Source organism: Candidatus Anaplasma sp. TIGMIC (genome assembly GCF_028204095.1).
Taxonomy (GTDB): domain Bacteria; phylum Pseudomonadota; class Alphaproteobacteria; order Rickettsiales; family Anaplasmataceae; genus Anaplasma.
Genome location: NZ_JAQLOH010000003.1, coordinates 19,757 through 45,482 on the forward strand (window position 1 = coordinate 19,757; position 25,726 = coordinate 45,482).

Annotated in this window: 12 protein-coding genes; 7 read left to right on the forward strand and 5 right to left on the reverse strand. The window is 45.0% G+C overall.

The window, feature by feature from the left end; translation table 11 throughout:
* Window positions 1-217: 217 nt before the first annotated feature.
* Together PGW94_RS00635 and PGW94_RS00640 are read right to left on the reverse strand one after the other, a co-directional pair.
* On the reverse strand, window positions 218-1,498 hold the full coding sequence (locus PGW94_RS00635; protein WP_271757438.1) for an MFS transporter: 1,281 nt from the start codon (window positions 1,496-1,498) through the stop codon (window positions 218-220).
* Between the two features lie 460 nt (window positions 1,499-1,958).
* Window positions 1,959-4,820 carry a hypothetical protein gene (locus PGW94_RS00640; RefSeq protein WP_271757441.1) on the reverse strand — a complete coding sequence of 954 codons (2,862 nt, stop codon included), beginning with the start codon at window positions 4,818-4,820 and terminating at the stop codon, window positions 1,959-1,961.
* A gap of 421 nt (window positions 4,821-5,241) precedes the next feature.
* Between PGW94_RS00640 and hemB the strand changes: the two genes are divergently transcribed.
* Window positions 5,242-6,237: a porphobilinogen synthase gene (gene hemB / locus PGW94_RS00645; protein ID WP_271757449.1), complete on the forward strand. Its 996-nt coding sequence runs from the start codon at window positions 5,242-5,244 to the stop codon at window positions 6,235-6,237.
* A complete protein-coding gene (gene nadE / locus PGW94_RS00650; protein WP_271757454.1) occupies window positions 6,237-7,955 on the forward strand; it encodes an NAD(+) synthase in 1,719 nt (572 codons plus the stop codon). Before hemB ends, nadE begins: the two co-directional genes overlap by 1 nt.
* Before the next feature lie 2,169 nt (window positions 7,956-10,124).
* Here nadE and mutS read toward each other — a convergent pair.
* Entirely contained in the window at window positions 10,125-12,611 is a 2,487-nt protein-coding gene (mutS, locus tag PGW94_RS00655) for a DNA mismatch repair protein MutS (RefSeq protein WP_271757458.1), read from the reverse strand.
* Window positions 12,612-12,778: 167 nt separating this feature from the next.
* On the opposite strand from mutS, the gene PGW94_RS00660 reads away from it, so the two are divergent.
* The 3 genes from PGW94_RS00660 (at window position 12,779) to PGW94_RS00670 (ending at window position 16,743) form a co-directional block, all read left to right on the forward strand.
* Entirely contained in the window at window positions 12,779-13,927 is a 1,149-nt protein-coding gene (locus tag PGW94_RS00660) for a hypothetical protein (protein ID WP_271757461.1), read from the forward strand.
* 4 nt (window positions 13,928-13,931) lie between these two features.
* Window positions 13,932-14,273, forward strand: a complete 342-nt coding sequence (locus PGW94_RS00665; RefSeq protein ID WP_271757464.1) for a histidine triad nucleotide-binding protein — start codon at window positions 13,932-13,934, stop codon at window positions 14,271-14,273.
* 961 nt (window positions 14,274-15,234) lie between these two features.
* Window positions 15,235-16,743, forward strand: coding sequence for a phage major capsid protein (locus PGW94_RS00670; protein ID WP_271757468.1), 1,509 nt, complete (start codon window positions 15,235-15,237; stop codon window positions 16,741-16,743).
* Between the two features lie 322 nt (window positions 16,744-17,065).
* Here the strand turns inward: PGW94_RS00670 and PGW94_RS00675 are convergent, their stop codons facing one another.
* Window positions 17,066-19,723 (reverse strand): 2-oxoglutarate dehydrogenase E1 component, encoded by a 2,658-nt coding sequence (locus PGW94_RS00675; RefSeq protein ID WP_410519510.1) that lies wholly within the window; start codon window positions 19,721-19,723, stop codon window positions 17,066-17,068.
* Between the two features lie 287 nt (window positions 19,724-20,010).
* Between PGW94_RS00675 and PGW94_RS00680 the strand changes: the two genes are divergently transcribed.
* Window positions 20,011-20,862, forward strand: coding sequence for a DUF2163 domain-containing protein (locus tag PGW94_RS00680; protein ID WP_271757473.1), 852 nt, complete (start codon window positions 20,011-20,013; stop codon window positions 20,860-20,862).
* Between the two features lie 1,334 nt (window positions 20,863-22,196).
* Here PGW94_RS00680 and PGW94_RS00685 read toward each other — a convergent pair.
* The gene (locus PGW94_RS00685; RefSeq protein WP_271757475.1) at window positions 22,197-22,445 is read right to left on the reverse strand and encodes a hypothetical protein; all 249 of its coding nucleotides are present in this window, start codon (window positions 22,443-22,445) and stop codon (window positions 22,197-22,199) included.
* Window positions 22,446-22,719: 274 nt separating this feature from the next.
* Here PGW94_RS00685 and PGW94_RS00690 point away from each other — a divergent pair, with 274 nt between their 5' ends.
* Window positions 22,720-25,335, forward strand: coding sequence for a glycoside hydrolase TIM-barrel-like domain-containing protein (locus tag PGW94_RS00690; protein ID WP_271757477.1), 2,616 nt, complete (start codon window positions 22,720-22,722; stop codon window positions 25,333-25,335).
* Window positions 25,336-25,726: the final 391 nt, after the last annotated feature.

Genomic DNA, 25,726 nt, shown 5'->3' on the forward strand with positions numbered 1-25,726 from the left:
AGTCTCGTACAATCACAAGACTCACCACAATTCCTCTAATCCACTAAAGTAAAACCACGAAAACGGTAGATCAGTGCATGATACTAGCATACGCATCACGCAGCGCACTAACACGATAGGCTAACCAACCGCACCAGTGCGCTGCTAAATGAGCTGCACCCGACACTTAGAGGCCTCCACCACAAGCGGCAAGGGCCTCCTATAATTGGCAATAAAGTTACCGCCAACTTCCGTATGTGAGTTTGTATCGGCCACCTTCTTCGCGCACGAAGAACGCGAAAATTACAGCAGCCACAAGGGAGAGTACAGTAAAGTACAATCCCGGCATTATATCCTTACCAGTAGTATGATAAAACCACAAACACAATGCTGGAGCCAGAGCACCTACAAGGTAGCCCATACTGTATCCTACGGAAAAACAAGTCTGCCGTGCCCCTACAGGGAAAAGCAAAGCTATAAATGTGCCGTACCAACCAAGATATATACCCGACACTGCAACATAAGTCACACGCGCTATCATGTAGCCTTCCCGGACATAATAAGTGAACGGCATCGCTGTTGCGGCGAGGAACAGCAATATAAGAATAAAGCAGTACCTTCTCTTAGTAAAGTCATGCACCAACAGGCTTGTGTACGCAGCCATACCCAAAAGAGTCATAGATATTTCGTACTCAAAGAACATAGCTTTGTGACTGATTTCCATGTAAACGACAAAAATGTAGAAGTATCCCGCAGATAGCGCACTCGTAGTGGTTATCAGCAGTACAGAGAAAATGTTATGGAAAAGGGAATTTAAAATCTTCTCTTCCACACCGGATTCTCTGTATTTAATGTACTCCGTGCTCTCTCTTATGAATTTACGAAGCTTCGGAAGCGGAAGACTAATCAGTGCCGCAACGAGGAACGGTATTCTCCAGCCCCATATTCCCATATTCTCAGCAGATAGGAAAGTCTCACACAATTTAACAACAAATACGCCCACGATCATCCCGACCGTGCAGCACGTAACACGCGCTACCCACATGATGCGGATTTTCATGCTATCGATACTTTCCGCCATCAATACCACGCCACCTATCTCAGCACCATAGGCCAATCCCTGCATTACTCTCAAAAAGGTAAGTGCCACTACAGAGTATATGCCCCACACCGGAGGAGTTGGCAGCATAGCAATTCCTAGAACGGACCCAATCAGAAGTAATGTAGATGCATTTAGCGCAACCCTTCTTCCCTTCTTGTCACCAATGTAACCAAAAAATATTGCGCCTATAGGCCTTGCCATAAACGCCGATGCGAAAACAAAAAATCCTATAAGAGAGGCCATATACGCGCTATCGTCCCCAGAAAAAAAGTTTTCTTGAGCAAAAAACACCTTATTTATCGTGCTACTGAGGATTCCATACACTATGAAGTCGTAATGCTCTATGGCGTTGCACAACAACGTTGACAGCACAACCTCATTAAGACCTGTTATCCTCTTCCATAATCTAAAAACCACGAATACCTCCCGTGTATAGCGAACTTGGCCTAGTGTAGCAAAATACCATGGGACATACAAGCGCCGTACAATAGCGGTTTTGTATATCGCTCGTGTTTCAATCAGGACAACGTATGAATATACTTAATATGATAAATCCTGTTGTGTTTATGATATAACGGTTGATATCTCACAACACGTTTGATGGCTTGCCCTCAACGCTAGCCTTAAACAAATTAGAGCGTTTTACAAAAATGTATCCTCGTCCATGGCGACTTACATAAACGCACGTCAGAGCCCTCGTGCCAACTCATGACCATGTGAAGAATATTTTCTCAACAGGAACAGTTCAGTAGAGACTTACACATAGAAGCTATAGGGTCTTCTGGAGCCACCATCTAAAACATCTCAGTACTTGCCGTGCACAAAACCAAACGTCCGCTCACACAATGCGATAATGTGCTACTCCCTCCGTATACGTTTACCATCGTCTGCTGTATATGGAAATACGCTCCCTTATCCTGGAAAAAAGTTCATACTCGACAAACTTAGAAAAATCTTCCCGTTGTTGAAACGGGGTCATCTCCTCTCTATATTTGACTAAAAAGCCTTTCAACCCGCTCCTAGCCGTTTCTAGAACATTGGCAAAATCTGAGATCTCCGTAATCTCCACAGCTTCTGGAGTGATCCTCCAATACGCAAAAGAGACATCCTCTATACCCGTGCTATCTGTGGCACAAATAGACTCTATTATCCCCCTGGGTTCAAAGCCGCACTGTATGTCGACCTGAGGAGGGACTGAACCAACTTTATAGCACGCAATTGATAACTTTCCGTCCTTCAAGTACTCCACCCTTTCACACTGCGACGTTACTGTTATTTCATCGCTCACTTTCCAAGAAAAACCACAGTCTGTGTCTATTTTCGAAATGCTACGTTTTCTCTCCGCATCAACTTGCAAAAATCCCTCAGACATCCTCTTAAACCGAGGCCACCATAGCTTTTCAACATATGGATATCCTATGCTTATTCGGCAGAATTCCTGCCTTGCCATTTCCATAAAGGCATAACAGTCGCTGCCAACGCCTACGCTACGCAGGTATTTTGACAATATCCTATGAACTGCACCAACAAAGTTCGGTGCTATTCTCCCTGTATTGACCTCATTCACCGGGCGTATGCCCAGAATATGGCGTGTGTAAAACACATAAGGATTATTAACCAACATTGCTACAGCTGCCGCAGTTAATTCAGAAAGGGCTGATTTCCTAACATCGAGCCCAGGATTTGGAACATGCACGATAACCTCTTCAGGAGCTACAATGCCATCAGTGGCCATGATGTCCTCTGTTGAATGGGTATCACTAGCGTTTGGTGAAACACCCATCAAAAAACTCATATATCTGAAAAGTACGGGGGCTTCCATGGCCTTGCCACGACGTTCTGCTGCTCTTGTGATATAAGCACAATTTGCCTGCAAAAGACCGTACAAGATACATCTCATATATCCTTCATACTCACCCACGGTGGGAAGACCAATTTGTAAACGCATATCATTGTTGATCAGGGTTTTACACGGCAACAACGAGTACTCGCCATCGTTAAATCCTGCAATTATAACCACTTCGTTCCTGGCAAAACTCATGGCTGATAGTTCATTACTTCGTGCACAAAAGTAGTGCGCCACAACCTCTGTGCATACCCTTCTGTAGCTCTGCATAGAAAATACTTCCGCGGTAGTACAGTACTTGTACATTTCGGTAAAAAAATTCTCCATCTCGTCGAGTGCAGAACTGCGATAGGCCGACATATCACGGTGCTTGCCAGCAATAAGACTCCTTATACAGCTCCAATGCTCACCTAGAATCTCGCCCATTGAGTGAGTGCTTCGAAGACACACAAGTCCTCGAAGCACTTCTTGCACGTTGCACCAAAACTCAACTAACTCCGGGCTTTTCTCACTTATGACATTACCTATCGCATCAAACCCCGATACGGAATTCTTCCTTATAATGTCGATTTCAAATTCAGAAACTATCGAGCGATACTGTTCCTCTTCATAACCCAAAGTGACAAGTGGGTGCTTCAACAACGCTAATAGATGCGCAGCCTCACCGGCGGACAGAACGACCTCCAATACGCTGTTAACCAGGGAAGATACTATATGACCACAGTCGGTTACGGAGGGCTCGACACCCTCTACCGACAAAATAGAATGCACCCTTTCCAATAAAGATTCACCACCTATGAACGCAACGCATCTCTTATTCAGGCACCTGAAACTTTCAACGATTTTTTTAGCGCTCTTAGAACTCGTAGCGGAATCACGGAACTCATTAGATAATGCAGCACTGCCTTGCGTTTCATCATCACACGGTTTATTAACTGTACACTCTGCAGGGTCAGAAGCATATTTTTGCAAAATCTCCACGATTTTGACTGCCTCTTCGTTTTCGGAGTCACATGTTACCAATTTTATATTTGATAGCTCCTCACCGTACGCGCAAGAGTTGAGAGTATTGTTGTCCGGTAACTCAAAGTTGAAAACTGCACTCAAAACCTTGTTACCACGGCGTACATCACCTATACGCCTCACTTCTTTTCTTTCGATACCAAGCTGTCTTAGAAGCTGCATCAGAAAATGCTGATAATGCCCCTCTTCCACAGCATCCAATGCGTCCTCTGAAAGCTCAAGGTCCAAAAATGGAAGGATTATTTTGCTGTCAGCAACACATTGCAGGGCCTTCAAAAAGCTTACAAACACGCGATTGAAGGCTATTCCGGCAGACATGACCTTCTTCCCTGATGCCTGCACGCTCGCAATGAAGTTGTCCACCAGCTGGTAAGCCGACACAGTACCTTGCTCTGTAGGAAGAGTACGCTTCCACCAGGCTGCAAAGTCCCTTAAGAATTCTGACTTCAAACGCCAGTGCTCCGCTAGACTTTCACTGTAAGACAGTGAAGACAAAACACTGACATCACCACAGTTCATGTACGTTTCTTTCAATAAGAGCAGCAATTCCTCAGCTATACAGGGGGGATACTCTGAACCATGAGAAACATTCCACTCCTCTATAAATTGCATCAATGGAACCAGGCAAGATATACTGTCCCGGTCTACGTGATAGTAGCGATGTGCATCAATAATGTCTGTAAATGACAGAACATCTACGGAGTTACCTCCTATACTCTTAAACTCCAAAAGAAAGTGGTCTGCATCCACATCGTTGGGAACGACAACAGTATCCACAGCGTGCGATACAGCGTGTCTGGCGACAACCTCTGCAAACATCTCACTGCTGTGAACGGTAAGCACTTCACCATTTCTGCCTTCTGGAAGCACTGACTATACCTGACAAAAACTCGGGCAAGTGTATATTCTCAAATTCTCACAGTCACGCATAATTAAGGAGGCTATTTATTGACCTCAATCTGCAGCATTATTGAATGATATTAACAGTGCAATACTCACTGCTCCTGCGTACCACAAATATCCATTCGCTAAGATAACGTCCCTAAGCATTGTTGCATGAGCTATTGAAAATGGGGCACTGGTTACTGTTTTTGGAAGCGCACAATGTACTTCAAACTCTATATCTACGGTACAAGATAGTCCTTACAGCACTTTGCAAAACAACGGTATCGGTGCATATTCAGCCAAGACATAGTCCTGGTACGTGCTTTGCTACTTGGTGCAAAAATAGATTGATATGAGTATGCAAAGAAAATATACTCTGCCCCAATATCTCGGGTTTAAGACAATCATGCGGTTCCCAACAACGCGGCTACGGCGCAAACGTTCTCATGAGTGGATTCGTAGTATGGTGAGAGAGACTTCTCTACTGCCAAGTGATCTGATACTGCCCATTTTCATCCATGAGCATGAAACTGAATGTGTGGTGCTCGAAGGTCTGGAGTGCATGAAACGCGTTTCACCGAAAATGGCGGTCGATCTTGCAGCAGAAGCGCATAGCTTGGGGATAAGTGCTGTAATGCTATTCCCTGCAGATTGCAAAAAGTCTGCTGATGCTGAGGAGGCATATAATCCTGAAAATCTTATTTGCAGAACAGTGCGCATGGTCAAGGAGTCTGTACCAAGCATAGGGGTTATGGCAGACGTAGCTTTGGACCCTTATACATCTTCTGGTCATGATGGGATTTTAGCTGGCGACGTTGTTGATAACGACATAACGTTGGGCGTTTTGTGCAAGCAGGCCGCCGTTTTGGCTGCAGCTGGATGCGACGTTGTGGCGCCTTCAGAAATGATGGATGGTAGGGTTGGAGTGATTAGGGAATTTCTTGACAACAGCTCTTTCAGCCACGTCAGTATCTTGTCATACTCCGCAAAGTATTGCTCATGTCTTCATAGCCCATTTCGGCTGGTGGTTGGGTCTCGTACTGCATCTCAATCTGTAGACAAGCGCACCTATCATATGGATCCCGCCAATTCCAGAGAGGCACTGCTTGAAGCGCGCATGGATGTAAACGAGGGAGCTGACATATTGTTGGTGAAGCCCGGTATATTTTACTTAGATGTCCTTTCGTCTATTAGCAAAGATCTAGACATTCCCGTTTTCACTTACCAAGTAAGTGGAGAATATGCCATGATTAAGTCTGCAGCCTTGCGTGGATGGTTGGACTATGACCAATGCATGTATGAATCATTGCTCAGCATGAAACGTGCTGGGGCTCGGTGCATTGTCACGTACGCCGCGTTAGAAATGGCGAGAAAGTGGCAGTCATTCGGAGGATATGTATAGTGGCTACAATTTGCGTTAAACAGCTCAATTATGGTCTTTATGACATCGCTGCGAACTATAGTAAGGTGCTGTCCGAATACAGGAAGTGCGAGTCCTCGCATGTAGACTTGGTAGTGTTCGGAAGGTACGCAATTTCAGGGTATCTTAGCAAGGAGCCGGTGCTTGCGGGTGAGTTTGTAGAGCGTTCGCATCATTGCGTGCAGGACTTGGCTTCAAGTGCTTCGGGAACCCATGCTATAGTGGGCGGGGTCTCGGAAAGAAATGGCATGTTGACTGAGGCGATTTATTTGCTCTCACGCGGGAAATCAGAAAAGATTATGGAGATTCCCGCATTTACTCACAGTGCACCTTCTGGCTATGTAGTTTTTGATGTGGGCTCGTTGCGCGTCGCCATGATACTGGAAGGATGTACTTTAGAGCAAGGCACGAAAACCTGGGTTGATGTATACGGTGGCGTACCCGATGACATTGATGTAGTGATATTACTGGGTAGGTCTCAGAATGGGTACTCAGGGCTTTTTCGCTCGAGCAACATGGAAGATGTGTTGAAGAAACATGGCAGTTTCATATATCTCAATATGCTTGGAGGCTATGAGAGCGGCATATTCCCCGGCGGATCCCTGATCTACAGCAACATGTCCACAGATGCATTTAGCATGTGGGAGGAAGATACAAAGGTATTAGAGCTACAGGCTTCAGCTGGTAAATCTTCCCCCTCTGTACCGGCAGATTATACTACTGACACTGAAACATGGAATAATGGATCTTCTGAGTGTAGTGGTGGCAATTCAAAAACTAGTTCATCGCGACAGGATCAGTGTAGTGTTCCAATAGTAGAACCAAATAAAGACGCTTGCAGCGGTGCTAGCGTTGCATTGTCGCATTTTGGTCATGAGGAATTCGTATACCGCACCATAATGCTAGCTGTGAGGGATTACGTTAAGAAAAGTGGTTTTAGGGGAGTTGTACTGGGGCTCTCAGGTGGAATAGACTCAGCATTAGTTGCGGCAATATCCGCAGACGCGCTGTCTCCGGAATGTGTATATACGTACATGCTGCCAACACGATACACCTCGCAGTGCAGCATAGATGACGCAAAGCAGTGCGCCGGCCTTCTCGGAGTGTCGCATGAGGTCGTCAGCATAGAGGCCATCTTTGGTGCCTGCTCAGAGAGCGTTACGGTGCCCGCTGGCACAAGTAGCATTGATGGTTGTGTTACCAATGAAAATATGCAGTCCCGGATCAGGGGCATGTACTTGATGGCTGTGAGTAATAGTATGGGGCTTATACTGCTTGCCACCGGAAACAAGTCTGAGATATGTGCGGGCTACATGACATTGTATGGGGACTCTTGTGGCGGATTTGCACCCATTAAAGACGTTTACAAAACGAAAGTTTATGACCTGGTAAGATGGAGAAATAGTAATGTACCGGTTCATAGCCTATGTGCGAAGAGCAATGTTATTCCCAAATCCATACTGGAAAAGGCACCTTCAGCTGAGCTGAAGCCAAACCAAACAGACCAGGATACGTTGCCTGAGTATCATAAGCTTGACGCAATCCTGAATTTGCTGATTGACAAGCGTCTTCCCGAAAAAGAGGTTGTTCGCCTGGGTTACGACGAGGAAGAGGTCAAACTAGTAGCTGGTTTGGTAAGAAAGTCAGCTTTCAAACTCAATCAGGCAGCGCCAGGTCCTATCCTTGCAGGGATACTGTAACCACACGCAGAGGTCTTCGTAGGCCTCCGCGTTATTTATGTTCTCTGGCTTGCGCTCTCTGCGCGCTGAGCATTGTTCAGTGTTTGTTGTTCCGCGTATAGCTGAGCCCATGGCAATACTTCTAAGCGCCGTTTATCCGCTCAATGTTCAAGATGTGGTTCGTGGATTTTTGCTGGATACATTTTGTCAACGGGGCAAACCGCGAAAACATCTTTATAGTTCTCACTCACAGCCCTCCTTTATTCTGCGCCATGGCACAATGCGATCCGTAACTACTGCCTGTAAACCCTAAACAAACTTCTGGTCAACACATGGGCAAAATTTGTTGTTTTATAACTTTGTACGGCATTGCAGAATCGGAGACTACGCACATTATGATATTGTTGCAGGTGGCTCTATAAATCTCTGCACACTTACACAAAATTACACAGCGCTGGAACACACGGGAGATTGGCACACAAACCCCTACCACCATCCTAAAACGTCGCAACACAGAATCGCACAAGAAGTTTCAAGCATCACAAAAGTAAAATATCAAAAACTCACTGCGTCTCTGTAGCTTGTGTTACATGTACCAATTGGCCCTCAAGAAAAGCCGTATGTCCTAATTTGAAAAGACACCACATTTGCATTCAAAACACATGTAGCTTTACAGATCTGGTTATGCTCTACAAAAGAGCTTTTCAAAGCTATATGCCTCTACTCAAAGGGTTAAAGCCAATACAGAATCTAACCTAGGAGCAGTAAATTCTCTGATATATTCTCACCACCCATTAGGCTGCGTATTTTTCACCCTTTTTGAAATCTGCATGAGTCACGCCACGAGGTTCCGTGAACAAAACCCCATGTCCCGAAAAAAGCATTTAAATATCATCTGTCTCAACAACTAAAGCTATAAGCCAGACATCATAAGCAAGCTATTGCCAGAACATACCGTACTTCAAGATACTACCGCGTTCGGGCACCTTTCTTATATTTCTCGAGATTGTCCTAGACTGTCATATCGCCATGCATTAAAACATTTCCCACAACATATGAGAAGTTATGTTCTGCCCTGGGAAACACTGGGTTATGTAAGCAAGTATCTTTTTAACAGCGCCAATCTGCGCCTAAACATATAATTCGTCGTCAGCGCTGAAGCTTTGGTCAATTATGGAAATTATATTTGACTGTCATGTACGACCTCTAACAAAGGCTCTTCTTTCCACACACTGCACTCAGTCTAAAAATTAGTGGTCATTGCACTTCCTCGAAATACAATGACACACATAATTGTCTTGGCTACCAGCATATAGCAGCACAACTCCTCACAATTCTCGATAATCCGCTTAAGCGCAATGTGTGATATGTGCGAGCGACTTGCGAATGCCAAGGTGTTTTGTACAAATCCTTCAGCCAGCACTAATTGAAGAACATGAAACTCCACCAACTAAACTTATGACTACAACACCTGTGTGAAACTACATAAAACTGTGTGCACAGCGGAACACCATCAAAGCCATCCCTAACGCCACTTAAACACATAAACTCTGCTTTGTCCGTAGAAAGCCTGTACTTATAAGCCCTCTGCGTGTTTACAGTGGAAAAAGCCCGTAATGATTTGCACTGGCATCTCTGGAGTTTGGCAGCGGCCTAATACGCTGTCGCAGGAACAAAATCTACTTACTGCATTCCCATACTATAGCCACGCGCTATATTCAACATGGGTAGACAAACCTATTATCCGTCTAAGACCAAAATTTTTCGCGTCGACACCGCACAATGCGATCGACCGCTTAGCAGTTATGCAGACTCGCCAGGACCTCACTTTGCTAGTTTAGGCACTTATCCAGACAAAAAAGAATTCGGAACATGCAGGATGGATACAACAGATGCACCATAATACAAACTATATCTGCGGCGCGACCAACAGATTCCGATAGTTTTACATGAGCACACATAGCGGCTAAAAACTAATGTAACACAGTATACCTCTAAACGCATCCTAATGCCCTATTGTTCGCAAGACATTAATGACGCCAAGGCATACGCCCTACTGCTATACACACTTCACACAATCATTCTTCACAGCAACACGTGAGCGCAAAACAAGCACATATGCGACACCCTAGAATATCACCCAAATGAAGATCCTCGATAATGAGCCGTAAAAATAGTGAGGTATGGTGCTTACTCTCTCTCTTCCACCAACAGCTCGTCATCCACGCTGTTACAAGCGGTATCTAGACCGTCCAGACATTTATTGTAGCTGACATCATGTGCATCAAACTTACTCATGAAAAACTTGGCTCTGTCTAGTGCCCTCTTGGGAAAACCTGCTAACCCTGCAACATGTATGCCATAAGACTTACTAGAAATACCAGGAACTACCTCATGAAGAAATACCACTTCGCCTTTCCACTCCTCTATTCTGAGGCACAGAAACTTCATATTAGCAAAACGCTCGCTGAGTTTTGGAAGCTCGTGATAATGCGTAGCACAGATAGCCCTACTGAAGGTAACATCGTGTATGTGCTCGATAGTGGCCAAAGCAATAGAAAGACCATCATTTATGCCTGTGCCTCTTCCTATCTCGTCCAAAATGATCAGAGAACGCGATGTGGCTTGGTTCAAAATAGCCGCTGTTTCTACCATCTCAACCATGAACGTAGAGTGCCCCACAGCTATATTGTCTGAAGCCCCTACCCGACTAAATATCTTATCGATTACTCCTATGTGGGCGTACTCCGCAGGTACGAACGAACCTATATGAGCTAAAACTGCTATCAATGCGTTTTGACGCAAAAATGTGCTCTTACCAGCCATATTAGGCCCCGTAACAAGACACATACGGCTCCCTTCCGAAAGATCACAGTCATTTGCAATAAAGTCGGTGCCTTCCTCAACAACTGGATGGCGACCTCGTACTATTCTGAACTTGCTACTATCGTCAACAATAGGCCTGACATAATTACTCTCTACAGCAACTTCAGCAAGTGATGTTAGAACATCCAATTCCGCCACCGACTCTGCAGCTAAGCCGATACCCTGTGCCTCATCAGCAATTCTAGTGCAAAGACTTTTAAATATCTGAGCCTCTAAGTCCACACTCTCGCTACGCGCAGAAATTATTCTTTCCTCGAGCTCCTTCAACTCTGCTGTGGTGTATCGCGTACTATTAACCATACTCTGTCTTCGGATGAACGACTCATCGGTCACCCTATAAGACGAGGATACCTCTATGTAGTACCCCAAAAGATTATTACACAATATTTTAAGACTACTAATCCCTGTTTGCGCTCTGTATTTATCGCGTAGCCTCTGTATCAAAGACCCACTGTCGTCCTGTATGCGTGCCAATTCTGCCAAACGCTCGTTGCAACTTGGGTTTATAAACCCACCATCTCTGCAATGTACTGCACCGTGCTCCGCAATAGTCTCACTTATTAGTTTGAGCAAAGCCCTGTGATCTCCCAATGCTACAAGGATCCTGGATACAATCGAGTGCGTAGTAGCACTCATGATTTTTGACAATTCGTAGATCTTACTTAGGGCCTGTCCCAGCATATACACATCTTTGGGAGAACACCTGGATAGCTTTATCCTAGTCAATATGCGCTCTATATCCGGAATTCCGCCCATCACTCCCCTGAGCATCTCGCACATGGACCTATGATTTACAAAGAACTCAACCGCATCTTGCCTACCCTTGATAACATTGTGGCACGCGGCAGGAAAGGCAAGGTACCTCTTCAGCAACCTACCACCCATGGTCGTAACAGTGCGATCAATAGCGGAGATCAGAGAGCCCTTCTTGTCGCCAGATTGGGTGCAAAAAAGCTCAAGATTCCGCAACGCAGGCCCATCGATTAGTACAAAACTGCTGTTATCGCGGACTTTAGGATAGCTCAACTTCGGCAGATTACCCCTCTGCGTCATTCTGACATATTCAACTAAAGATCCACAAGCAGCTATCTCAACCTCTTCAAAATTACCAAGGCCCTGTACCGTACTTACACCATATATGCCACACAAAACCTTCTCTGCCCGCTTGGCATCAAAAAAACTCTCATTATGACTCGTTACCGCACATCTATGCCTCTTCAGAACAAGCTCCATTGACTGCTGCTCTTTTAGCTTATCCGAAATTAACAGCTCGCTCGGGCCTAATCTTTGTATCTCGCTGTCCAGATCTTCTATCCTTGTTGAACGCACATTAAACAGACCTGTGGAAAGTTCCATCCACGCGATCCCATAGCGGTCTCCAATATTTGCAATGCAAGCAAGATAATTATCATCTTTCGCATTTAGCATTCCATCTTCTAACAGAGTCCCAGGAGTTACGATCCTCACAACCTCTCTCCGGACCAAGGATCTTATGCCTCTTTTTCTTGCTTCCTCTGCGGTCTCCAGCTGTTCACACACTGCGACCTTATATCCAAGCTTGACCAACTTCCCTAGATAGCTATCACTACTATGATATGGAACACCACACATCGGAGTGTCAGCACCACGCTTGGTAAGCACTATATCAAGCGCCTTGGACGCAATTACTGCGTCCTCAAAAAACAACTCGTAAAAGTCGCCTAATCTGTACAGTAGCAGACACTCTTTATACTGCTCTTTTAGCGATCTATACTGCCTCAGAACGGGCGTGTATTCCGTACTATTAGTCACTCTAAAGTATTTGTTAACTTAAGCATGCTAGGCTACGATCTCGTATTTTAACATAACATGTCCGTTTGCATACCTAAATCTGTGCGCAGTTTCGCTTTGTGGCTTTTTAGTTTCTTTGCAATCAGAATGTTAGGGGTCTATAATTCAGGATTATCCGTGGTGTCAACATGTTAATAGGAAGATTCTTCGCTTCGTCGCTGCGTTTTGCGCGGCGCGCAGTGGCAAATGCGACTTTGCCCCTTACACAGAGTTCCGTAGCCAAAACTCAGAGAAACATATGGGGCGCTACAAAGCACTTCGCCGCGGATCTCGTCGGCAAGGGCGCTCCTTTATATGACAGGGCCGCCGGCATACGAAATCTCTCCTGGGATAGGATGCGCGGAACATTAGTGAATCCCAACTACGAAAATGATGGGAGACTAGTGCTCTCACTGAGAGACGGCGTGGTCAGTGAGGAGTCTCTACAGCTGTTGGAAGCATTGGATAACAGCGAAATAGGAAAGCTGGACCCCAGTAGCAAGGGGTTGCAAGGCGGGCTTGGTGATATTGGATTGGCCTTCACACACATGCAGGCAAACAACCAGTGTAAGACTCTTGTAGAGCTCAGACGGTCCCTGGAAATGAATTCTGGAGGCTTGGCCGTAGAACGCTCACCTGATGGCTTCAGTAGAATGCTAAAAATAACTATAGATACAAATAACAAGACAGTAGAGGATATACAGAAGGAAATAGAAAATGTCTTCGGGGCTCTGGGGATTGGTAGTCCTGATTTGGCTAAGAGCCTGGCGGAAGAGTTGATACATGCTCGAGACACCGGTATGGAGACATCCAATCTAGTAAGCCAAACGTACAAAAACCCAAGCAAAACGCCTACATCAGGACCCGTTGCTGAACAAGGCAGTGGTAGGGATGTAGCTAGTGGAGCAGAAAGGACTGCTTCGGATCGCGGTGCATCGCACGATACAGACGTTGTAGAACTAGCGTCTGGTGCTTCTCGAGATAGCGCCGTGATGAATGATTGCGTAGCTGAGAGCTTTTCAATGAGCGGAGGGGTTTCCCCTGTTTCTCCTGACACTGGCGTCGATCACATTACTAGACAAACACAGTTCCTTGAGGAGTCCGACAGAATCGCTGGTAGCTCTATGCCTCAGCAGAGCGGGTCTTCCTTAAATATGGATACGATCATAGACGCTGCCGCGGGACTAGAAGACATGTCTCATGATCAGTCTCCCCGTGGGACAACGCAGGAATCACCCTACGCTACCCCTGTGTCGCAAGCGGCACGTGGAGCTACATCGCAAGGAAAGGGAATGTAGTTATATGCAGTACGACAGAAACAACATCTTTGCAAAGATCTTGAGAGGGGAGTTGCCGTGTAACAAGGTGTACGAGGATGATTGCGTTCTGGCATTTCATGATATAAGACCTGAAGCTCCTGTACATGTGTTGGTTATACCAAAGGGAGAATATGTGTCGTTCGACGATTTTGTAAGGTCGGATTATGACATATCAGCGTTCTTCAAAACCGTAGGCCATATCGCTCATAAGCTCGGGCTACGTATGGGAGGTTACAGGCTAGTAACAAATCATGGTGCGGCTGCAGGACAAGTTGTGTATCACTTCCATGTGCATATTCTTGGCTATCAAAAGTCATCTTCCTAGAGTGAAACATACAGAGAACACTCAATAACTGAGGAAAATCAGCTGCGAAGAGCCAGTCTCTGCATGGCGTAGTTTCTATTAAGTAAGGCCAACAGGTTGGGAGCTCATTAAACAACAGTGTAGCTTACTTCTCGTACGTATTTTTACACACACGTGTATACAAAAAACCTGAACCTCAGCCAAATATCACGTGGTATGAATTGCGTCATAGACGCAATTCCCGCGCCACATGCGGTATCTCTCCCGATCGCATAACTAACACCAATAACTAGGCTCTTGCTACTTAATAGACCTGGCCACAGCTATCTGCAACACGGCGTTACCGCATGTTATAACTTCCTACGCAAACCTCCATCAACGCTTTGCATACCAAACCGATTCGTAACCACAATATTCTGGATAAAACATGCTGCACTTCCTATCGCACTTGAAAACCAACACAGCGTAGCGCCAAAACATAAATAACATCATGTTATCGTGTTAACACTGAAGTTGGTGCCACGCCGAAAGCCTGGTATCAAAGCGTTCCATTCTCAGTATCACACTGGCCATAATAGCGTTATCAACAATGTGAGAGACAACTACGTATACTGCCTACCAAAAATCCAACGTCATACTCCTTACCAGACGGTACCTGTAAATACACCTATGTGGGCTTAGTCGCAGCACCGTCTAAAAACCTACAATGATCCCCTCGGGATACAAAATTTACAGGTAGCATCACTATACTGCCTCAGATACTCTCACTGCCCACAGTGGCGTTCTTGATTGTCCACTGTAGGATCCTAGCACAAATGTACACATACAGCGTAGGCTGAAGTTATCGTGGAAGACGCGGTACTATTCGTGATTTTAATATTTACTGCTTACGTAACTGTGCAAACGAACGAATAATACTCTTACGTACAAAACGTACGTCCATATCATTTCTTTTTACATTTTTAATTGAGCAAGGCAAAACATGACAATACCTCCTCTCGAAGTTAAGGATGGCATTACAGAGTTTTTTCCGCAGGATACTGCGACGCATCATCACATATCGCACGAAGACGAAATGGAAAACATTCATTCATCCAGTGATGAGATACTTAAGCTGCTTGGAAACATAAATTGCAAGTTTGATGATTGCAGTAAACGCCTTGATAAAATCGAGGCTACGCACAACTACATCAACCTAAATGAGGAACCCGATACATTACAGTGCAAATCACTACGTGAATACATAAGTACTGGTGCTAGCTACTCTGATATGGAGAGAAAATCTTCCTACACAGGAACCCCTTTTTCTTACTTAGTACCCAGAAAATTCATCCTACACATCGACAAGCTGCTGGAAAAAAGCTCCGTAATGCGCAAGCTTTGTTCTGTAGAAAAAATATCAGGAGAAAGTATGGAATACCTCACAACGGATAATAGAAACACCTTTGTGGGCTGGAGTAACAATGAGGGCGGACCAGACGCTGCTACTACTGCCCCCACTATGAAGAGTGTTACAATTAGCTTGTGTGAGATGTATGCACAACCACAAATATCCCAGAAACTCCTAAATGACGCATCGATAAACCTAGAGGATTGGCTAATTAGCAACTTGGTTGACGCATTTTGTAGAACAGAAAACAGGGCATTCATAAGTGGAAATGGGGACAAGCAACCACTAGGGATCATGAGCTACTTGCGAACCATACCGCCACGACAGACAAAAAAGGGCACAAGTTCTACCGCCCCAGAAAACATAACCAAACACTCTAAAGGCGACCAAACCCCTAAATCCGAACCCACTGATTCCATAGACTATGTGTACACAGAACAGTTAACAGCTGACTCCCTAATAGAGCTGTACTACTCACTGGATGAGTACTTCGCATCAAGGGCATCATTTATTATGCATCGTAGCGTACTGCAAAAGATTAGGTCATTAAAAACCGCCTCAGGACAGTACTTGCTACAACAGGGACCCACGGGAGAAGAACTGATTATGGGTATACCAGTATACCAAACATCAGACATGCCTGAGGTAAACTCCACAACATACCCAGCTGTCGCGCTAGCAGACTTCAAAAGTGCATACAAAATAGTGGAAAATAGCGACCTAAGGGTGCTTAGAGACCCCTATACCAGTAAAGCCTTCGTAAAATTCTACGTAACAAAACGCATAGGAGGAGCCCTTATAAACAAGAATGCTATAAAAATGCTGAAAATCGGAGCTCCAGAATCGCAAAATAGAACAGCGCGCACCTCTACAGGTAACACGGTTCCGCAACATGATTCAGCAAAAAATGCTACAGATTCTCAACAAGGTGGCGGCACAACTAACCCAGCAGCCAGAGGCACATCAACAGAAGATGATCTTTCTGTTGCAACAGGTAACAACCCCCCTACCACGCAAGATACTTCTGAAAACCCATTATCAAGTTCCCCTGCAGACATGCCCGAAGAAAGAAAAAGTGCAGATCTGAAAAAGTCCCAGTAAAACACTAGATCGCCATACAGAAAACACTTGCGCCTAGATAGCATGGCTTTAAACATGCACCCTGATTGGTAAAGTAGATGCTGATAATAGATTGAACTGTTGGGAATAGGCCCACGTGCTACTTACAACACATACAATGTAAACCACCAGCATGAGGCGGCGATCATTAGGCTGCCTCATGCCACGAAGCTAGCGCGCCCTAGCCTCAGAAGCATAATCTGCAAAAAAAAAACGTGTACCTTGCACACTAGCACACGGCAATTACAGCAAAACCGGAATCCTCCTCAACACCACAGGAAAGCTGCAACAAACATCCCCCGAATCAGGACAAGATCGCCGACAATATAAGCTCCTGCTCTTTGGCATGCATACTAGCATATCCCACTGCGGTTGAGGCTGATTCAGGCCTACCCACATATGTCACAGCACCTTTCAACTTCGCAGCCTGCATGGACTCCTCTATGCGATGTCGTACAAATTGCCACCCACCCATGTTTTCGTGCTCTTCCTGGCACCACACAACACTCGCAGCAGGGTATTTAGCGAGCTCTGCAGCCAAAATATCTTTGGGGAACGGATAAAACTGCTCCAGCCGCAGAAGCGCTATATCAGCACGATCCCCCCTGGCAGCTAGCAAATCGTAGTACACCTTCCCACTACAAATGACAACCTTCTTAACAGCTGCCCCCGTACAGCGATCGATTGCCTCTCCTATCACAGGCATAAACCTACCACTAAAATCTGACAACTTGGAAACAGCCAGCTTATGCCTCAGCAGGGACTTAGGGGTGAATACCACAAGAGGTTTTCTAAAGTCTCTGTGCAGCTGCCTACGCAACACATGGAAGTAGTTTGCCGGAGTAGTACAGTTGACAACTTGAATGTTATCACTTGCACAAAGCTGCAAATAGCGCTCAATCCGAGCCGAGCTGTGCTCAGGACCCTGCCCCTCGTAACCGTGAGGCAATAACAATACCAACCCGCTAGAACGCAGCCACTTTGTCTCTGCAGACACAATGAACTGATCTACAATAATCTGTGCTCCGTTGGCAAAGTCACCAAACTGAGCCTCCCACATTACAAGTGCGTCAGGTGAGTCCAGGCTATACCCGTACTCAAAACCCATGACTGCATATTCAGACAACGGACTGTTGAGAACTTCAAACTTTTCTTGATCCACACCAAGATTATTCAACGGAACATACGGAGCCCCTGTAACTTGATCGATCAACATCGCATGTCTGTGGGAGAAAGTACCCCTACCGCAATCCTGCCCAGAAAGACGAACCCGCTTCTTCTCCGCCAACAATGACGCAAAAGCCAAAGTTTCACCTGCCCCCCAGTCTATACAGCCGCTACTCATGCTCTCAAGCCTAGCATTGAGCATCGCAGAGAGCTTCTTGTCTATGGTAATGCCCGCCGGCACGCTGCATAGAGCACGCATGAGACTCACCAGCTTATCGCCATCAACACCGGTTTCAGTAAGATAGTCGTCAAACTTCCCAGGTGTAGGATACTTCAATCCCTTCCAGTATCCATCGTACCAGCAAGCTTCAGGCGGTTTATAACTAGCAACCTCCGAATAGGCAGAATCGAGCCCCGCACGGAATTGCTTGCGGAAACTCTCAATTTCTTCTTTGGAAACAACACCCTCCGCCACCAGTTTATCACCATAAGAAGTAGCAACTGTTTTGTGCTTCGCAATACGGCCATACATTAGTGGCTGGGTAAATGATGGCGCATCGCCCTCGTTGTGCCCATGGCGTCTATAGCACACAATGTCCACAACTACATCCTTCTTGAATTTGTCACGATACTCCATGGCTATCTGCATAACTTCCACAACAGACTCGGGATCATCGCCATTTACATGAAATACCGGAGCATCCACCATCTTCGCAACATCAGAACAGTACAAGGAGGTTCTGGCACTGCTAGGGTTAGTAGTAAAGCCGACCTGATTATTCACCACAATGTGGATATAACCACACGCTGCATAACCATCCACCCCACCTATATTGAACCCCTCAGCTACAACACCCTGCCCTATGAAAGACGCATCCCCATGTACCATGATGCCCAACACCGGAACACCTAGCCGATCCATTTTCGCCCTTACCCTTCCCATTACAACAGGGTTCACAGCTTCCAAGTGCGATGGATTAGCTGTTAGGGTAATGTGCACATTCTTACCCATTACGTTCCTATCGTGGGAATAGCCCAAATGGTATTTCACATCTCCAGTAACATTGAGATCGCTTCTATAGGCTGTACCACCTGAAAATTCATGCAGCATAGCAACGTAAGGTTTTTTCGTAATTTTAGTCAAAACGTTCAGCCTACCACGATGCGGCATACCGATAACAATTTCCGCTATGTCCATGCTAGGAGCCAAGGCTATAGCCTTCTCAAGCGCGACAATAAGCGTATCCCCACCCTCAACCGAAAACCTCTTGTAACCGGGATACCTCACATGCAAAAACTGCTCAAACATCTCAGTTTCGTGCAAATGGTTCAGAATCTCCTTTTTTTCATCAGCAGAGATTTTGTTGCGAGCACTTTCTATCCTGTCCTGGAGCCACATACGCCTTTCATCCGAGTGTATGTGCATGTATTCAAACCCGATATTTCTGCAGTATGTGTCCATCAATTTCTGCAGCAGTTTATCCACAGAGAACCCTGCTTTAGGCCACAGCGCGCTATCCCCCCGCGGATCAATAAGGGTAAGATACCTCTCATAGTCGATGTTGGTCCTCTCTGCCATTTTTAGAGGATCTAAATCAGCCGAAGCATGTCCATAAGATCTAAAAAAGTTCATTAATCCCAGAACACGATACAGCTCGTCAGCATCATCTCCGTGAGATTTGGGATGTTTTTTTTCTGCCACTGAGGCATCCTCAGCGCGTTCTTTAATGCGAGAAAAAAGCTGCCCCCAGCCCTCTGGAAGCTCGGCGCTACCCTGCTCATGCTCACCATACATCTCTTCAACAAAAAGCGCATTATCACCGACTAAACAGCCTTCCTCGTCTAATCTTCCGTAAGACACCCGAACCACCTAAATTGCACCGATATACCATGTCTTCCCAACACAAAGACACGTTGCCCGCATTCTAGCACTTTTTACATTAGTATCAAAGCTATCATAGTACCCCAAGATACCTATAACATTTTGCTTACGCTACAGCGTATGGTTTTCTATCCTGATAGTAACATGCTGCAGACTTTCTTGAGCCTCTGTAGGGTAATTTAAGCAATGAATGTAACTGTATGAAAGCTATACCTGATGCACTTTTGTCTCATCTATCCAAAGATGTCACAACAGTTGCCTTCTGCTTCAAGATGACATTGAAAGACTCTAGCGTCGTGTGCTTTACCAACTGCGACGTCGATTTAACAATAGGTGGTCTAATTTACAGATCAAATACCAGTGCAAAAATAAAACTAGTACATTTTAGTAAGTGGAACAGTACGGCACACATTGAATGTATGCACACTCGCTATACCATAACTGCAGACAGCGCACACAGGGGTTTGTATAACTCAGCACAAATAGAAATATTTTTGGTAAATTACGCGGACACCTCAAAAGGCGCTATCACGCTATTTCGTGGAACAGTTGGCGAAATAAAACTCTGCAATGGCGTATTCAGCGCCCAACTCCACGGCCTGACGTTAACGCTGTCGAACAAAGTGGGAGATCTATTCTCCCCACAGTGCAGAGCACAATTCTGCGATAGCGCCTGCAAGTTAAACGCAGAGAGATTTACTTTTCGCGGATCGGCTTTCAAGGTTTTGGAAGACTACAAAGCATTCGAAAGCGAGGTTAAAGTGGGAAAAGTAAACTACTTCAAATATGGAGTGCTAACCTTTCTAACCGGGAGAAATAAGAAAATACCGCTAACTGTACTTGCAAATACCCAAAATGCCATATGCCTAGCTGAATGCACGCCTTACCCCATACAAGTAGGCGATAACTACTCCTTATTAGCAGGCTGCGATAAAAACTTCCACACTTGCGTTAAAAAATTCGAAAATGCAAAAAACTTTAGAGGTGAACCACATGTACCAGATTTGCATACTGTATACGCGCATACAACAGGAGTGCCTGATGATCAGTAACACTGCATAACAAGCTGTGGCGTACTTTTCTCATAACCTATGAACTACGCATTTACCGTCATTCCAGATCGCAACATTGAAAAAGTAATAGGGCTTGAAGTACTGGATGCGTGGTATGGCAGTCCAGTAGCTCAATGTGCCGTGCACAATCTATTCAGGTCTTCGTGTAGCTGCTATTGATGAGTGTTTGTATAATTACTTGCAATAAGAATCGCAAGAGTTACGTCAGCTCACCGAAGCTACAGAAATTTGTTGATGAAGAGCTCCTGACACGCCAAAAAGATAACACCCGTAAACGGTGCGTTAGATGTTACAGTCGGGTACCGTAGGCAGTCCATATGTGAAAGAAAAATTCTCACTTGGGAAAGCCGATAGTCAGGTGAGCATTATGCCTTCAGCATAGATAACGACAGTGCGTAAAAAACCCTCTCGTAGGCAGATTAAGTGTAATATCTAGTAAAAACTGCTAGAGATTCCTGTAATCACAAATAAAGCATCTAGAGTTCGGCAATATTTACCGGGACGCCATACCATAAAACACTATGGATTCATCATCAAACGAAAATGTAGATACGCCACAAGTGTCGCACTGGGAAAAATCCGCTTATGCAATATGCGTAGTAGGGGCCATATCTCTGTGTACACAGTAGTCTAACCCCGCATTCATTAAATGCTGCAACGTACGTCGATACAATGCAAAGTGGCTCTGTGTAGAACACGTAGTTCCCGGACACAGTGCGGGCGAATGTAAAATGTAATTACTTACGTTGCATGAGCTATACAATTATGCGGCATGTACTTTTGAACGTAGCGTGTCATGCTTTGCGCAAAACAGTTTGAGGCACAGTCTATGAACGTGATACCCTGTATAAATTGCGCTCCTTGATCTGCGAAAAGGTGCGTATTGTCTGGGAATTACTGACTTTCTCTAACATGCCAGACAAATTTGCATCGAGAATGGGTCAAATTAGTATTCTACGTCTCACTGCTCCGGATATTACAGCCTTGATCCCGTGCGTAAGCATCGCATCCACTATAATCGGCAACCTCCGATATCCTTTTTCGCACCCGACAAGTTAGAACGCCGATATACCAGAAAAATCGCTCACAAAGCCATTGTCATCACCACCAGATAGCGCGTGCTTTTGAGCCTGATACATATACCAAACTGGAACCACGCAACATTTTCACATAGCTATCTTTGACCAAGAGTCTTCGAACATAGCGGCTACTCCTTAACAGCTACCTTTCCTGCAAATACCGTCACGCCATATGTAGAAAGTGTTGGGCAACACCATAAATGCAGAGCCGGTAACAATCCTATATCACGCACTCTACCCTTCATCTACGCAGCAATATGGGAGAAAGAAAACTGTAGCTACAAAAGGCGCAATATCTGCAAGCCCTGCAGACATTTCGCACTTAACAGGTAATGGTAGGTGCCACTCATGCGCGGCTAAAGCCATGATATACTCTCCATACCTACCTAATTTAAGAGAAACTATGAGCCCTAGAAAAACTATCTTATAAGCATACGTTGCAGTAAATCTCGTTCGAGCCATGCTTGGCCTCAGCAATTGCACACACAAAAATAACTCACATACTCTGTGGCGGTATGCGTTGGAAGAATTACCTTCAAGTCATGAAACGTTTCTGTATCCGTAGGGATAGCCCTGCTTAACCTGCGTTGTGACGAGAGGAAAAACTCACTTTACATACTGTCATCAAGGGTCGGCTGCGCGGACATAATGGCACGTATTTGCTCAGCTATTAGTGAACTACGGTGTACCATCACTAATCCGGGTAAATCACGCCTTCAACTCTATAAATGCACATTTGAAAACATAAGGAGAATACATGTCAACTCTGCTATCTACCATTGCAAGCGTAATAGAAAAAAACGTGGAAAATCTGATTACCAAGCCCTTAGAATCAGCACTTGGCGCCGTTGTTGGCAAAGAGATAGCAAAACTTTTATTCCATAAAAAGCAAGGATTACCAGAATACTATCCAAATAATCGCAGTGAACTCCTATCTTCTTCCGTGTATGGTATGACAATACCAAAAGTATACGGCACCATAAAAGTCGAAGGCAGAATAATATGGGCACAGCCTATAAAACACCATCAACACCATGAAGTATCATATGACGGAACATCAGAGCCGAAACACAAACTGAAAATAAGCCATAGTGCAACATTGGCTGTATCTATCTGCGCTGGACCAATACATGAAGTATCGAAAATATGGGCAGACAACAAGCCTCTCAATATGAATACACTACGGTATCGTCTATACAATGGAACAGAAACTCAAGAACCCGATAAACTACTAGAAGAATACGAAGGGAATGCCCCTGCATACCGGGGAATAGCGTACATGGTCATCGAGGGAATGCCGCTTACAAACTATAACAACAGGATGCCTAACTTCGTCTTCGAGGTAACCTCTTACCCCGAAGGATTCTTGCAAAACCACGTGTCGCAAAAAATCAATGCGATACATGTTACAGGAAACGGAGAATTTACGTATGACACCACAGTTCAAACGCGCGTGAATACTTTGAACATAGATGGCAAAAAAATACCTCACGGAATAGCATCAAAAATCAATGGAGCACACGGCAAGTCAAGCGCTATCGCGGGGTTAGACTCGCTGCGCAATACATTGCCTAATATCAGATGGATTGCAGTTACTGTATATTGGTTTGCATCACATTCTGACATAGAAGAAAGCATCATAAGGCCCGGAACCATTTACGATGAGAGTGTAAAAACAGTACCTGATAGTTGGCAAGTAGCTCACTATACGGCGGCAAACGCTTTCTCAATACCGTATGAAGATGGGAAGCCTAAGTATGAGGGCACAGTAGGCGATATTTCTCTTAAAAGATTTTTGTCGGAGCTGCGAGCTCGGAAATATAAAATCATGCTCCAAGTAAAACTGATAGTAACATCCAAGAATGGTACGAAAATCACTTGTGGAGCTGAAAGCGCCAGCGCCGCAAGCCATATATATAGGTTCTTCATCCGGCAGTACCAACCATTTGTGAAGCACTACTGTACCCTTGCGAAAAACATGATCGACGCGTTCGTTATAGCAAGTGGCATGAGCGAACTCACAGGAATAAAGGATGTAAATAACAAATACCCGGCAGTAGAAGCACTAAAACAACTGGCGGAAATGACAAAAAATACTCTTGGTACGGATGTGGTTGTGACCTACGCTGCCGATTACGAAGAATACCATTCACACAACGGAATATACAATATGGACGAGCTATGGGCTTCCAGCAGCATAGATGTCATTGGCATAAATGCGTACTTTCCCCTATTGCATACAGGGCAGTGCTACGACGAACTTAGCGTGGAAAGCGTGTCACAACTATGGAAATCTGGGGAAGGTTACAGATACTTTTACTCAGATCCTGCAAACAAAACCACGCGTGAAAGATATCAAAACCAGAGTTTTGCGTGGAAAAATATCCCATACTGGTGGAGAACAAAACATGCATCCAAAGGCAACTCTTCGGGTACTCAGTGGAAGCCTCGCAGCAAAAGAATTTGGTTCATAGAGTACGGGTTTAGAAGTGTAACGCAGGATAAAAGTTTTGCCGAAATCTCAGCAAACCACCCTACTCAAGAAGATCGCACATTATACACTGCTAGTTATGCGGCGCAAAAAATCGCCATTGAGGGTACACTCAAAGCTTGGAATACGAGCAAAATGGTTGAGGTAATGTTCCTGTATTCATGGGACATAAACCATGCGCAGATTCCCACGGATGCCCTTGAGTACAAAAAATGGCAATACAGCCATTGTGTGAATAACAAACTTACTCTAATCACCCTTACTTCCATAATTCAGGATGCTCTAAAGAACGCCGGAATAGTAGGAACAGTGCGAGTATCAGAAAATGTACATGAAGCAATTTTGGGCTATGCAATAACAAGAAACTTGTCAGTGCAAGATTTAATTTCAGAACTGCAAACTGTCTATTCCTTTGACTTAAGGGAAAGCGACGGGCAACTAGTAATAGCACATGAAAACCCCGAAAGTGTCGTCACAATCACTGCAAGTGATATTGGAAAAGGAAGTTGCACCACAACATACGAACCAGACAGTATGGACTCTACGCAAGCCCTGGCATACCTGAGCATGAAGTTTGACTACCAAACAAGATTGCAAAAATACAGAACTTATCAGCAGTCTCATGGAACAGATATTACTCTTATACCCTTAGTGCTTGACGACGAACAGGCAGAAAAGGTTGTGAACCAAATGCATAACCGTACTATCGCACAAAAAACTATCTACGAGATATCCTTGCCTATAAAACATCTGCAGCTGGACGTAGGAGATGTAGTTCTGTTAAAGGATCTTGGTCATGCCATAAAAATAACAGACATTACAGTCAGTGACTTTCTCATAAACGTCAGAGGGCACAGGTGCCCAATTAGGCATCTTCAATAAGGACAACTTTAACGGGCCGCAATACCCTGAACGCAATTCTGCAGTGCCAAAACCTAAAGAAAGCTCAAAGAGTACATATCATTCCGACACAGCAAAATCATGCGGACCGATTCCTGCTCCTAATAAGCCTAAATGGCCTATAAAATGCACGGCGCCCGGTATAATACGAGCTCTTGCCGGAGTGAAAATGACCCCACTCCAACATAACAGCCACATTGTGTTCGCACTAAGAATGTACCATACAGCCTCGTACAAAGAAGGCACCATAATCACAAAAGCTCAGCACTGGTATCCAGACCTGTAGCCACCATAGTAGATCTACAATAACTGCGTATACGCCGTCGTTACACAACAAGGAGGCTACACACATTTTTACTACTGCGCACATCAA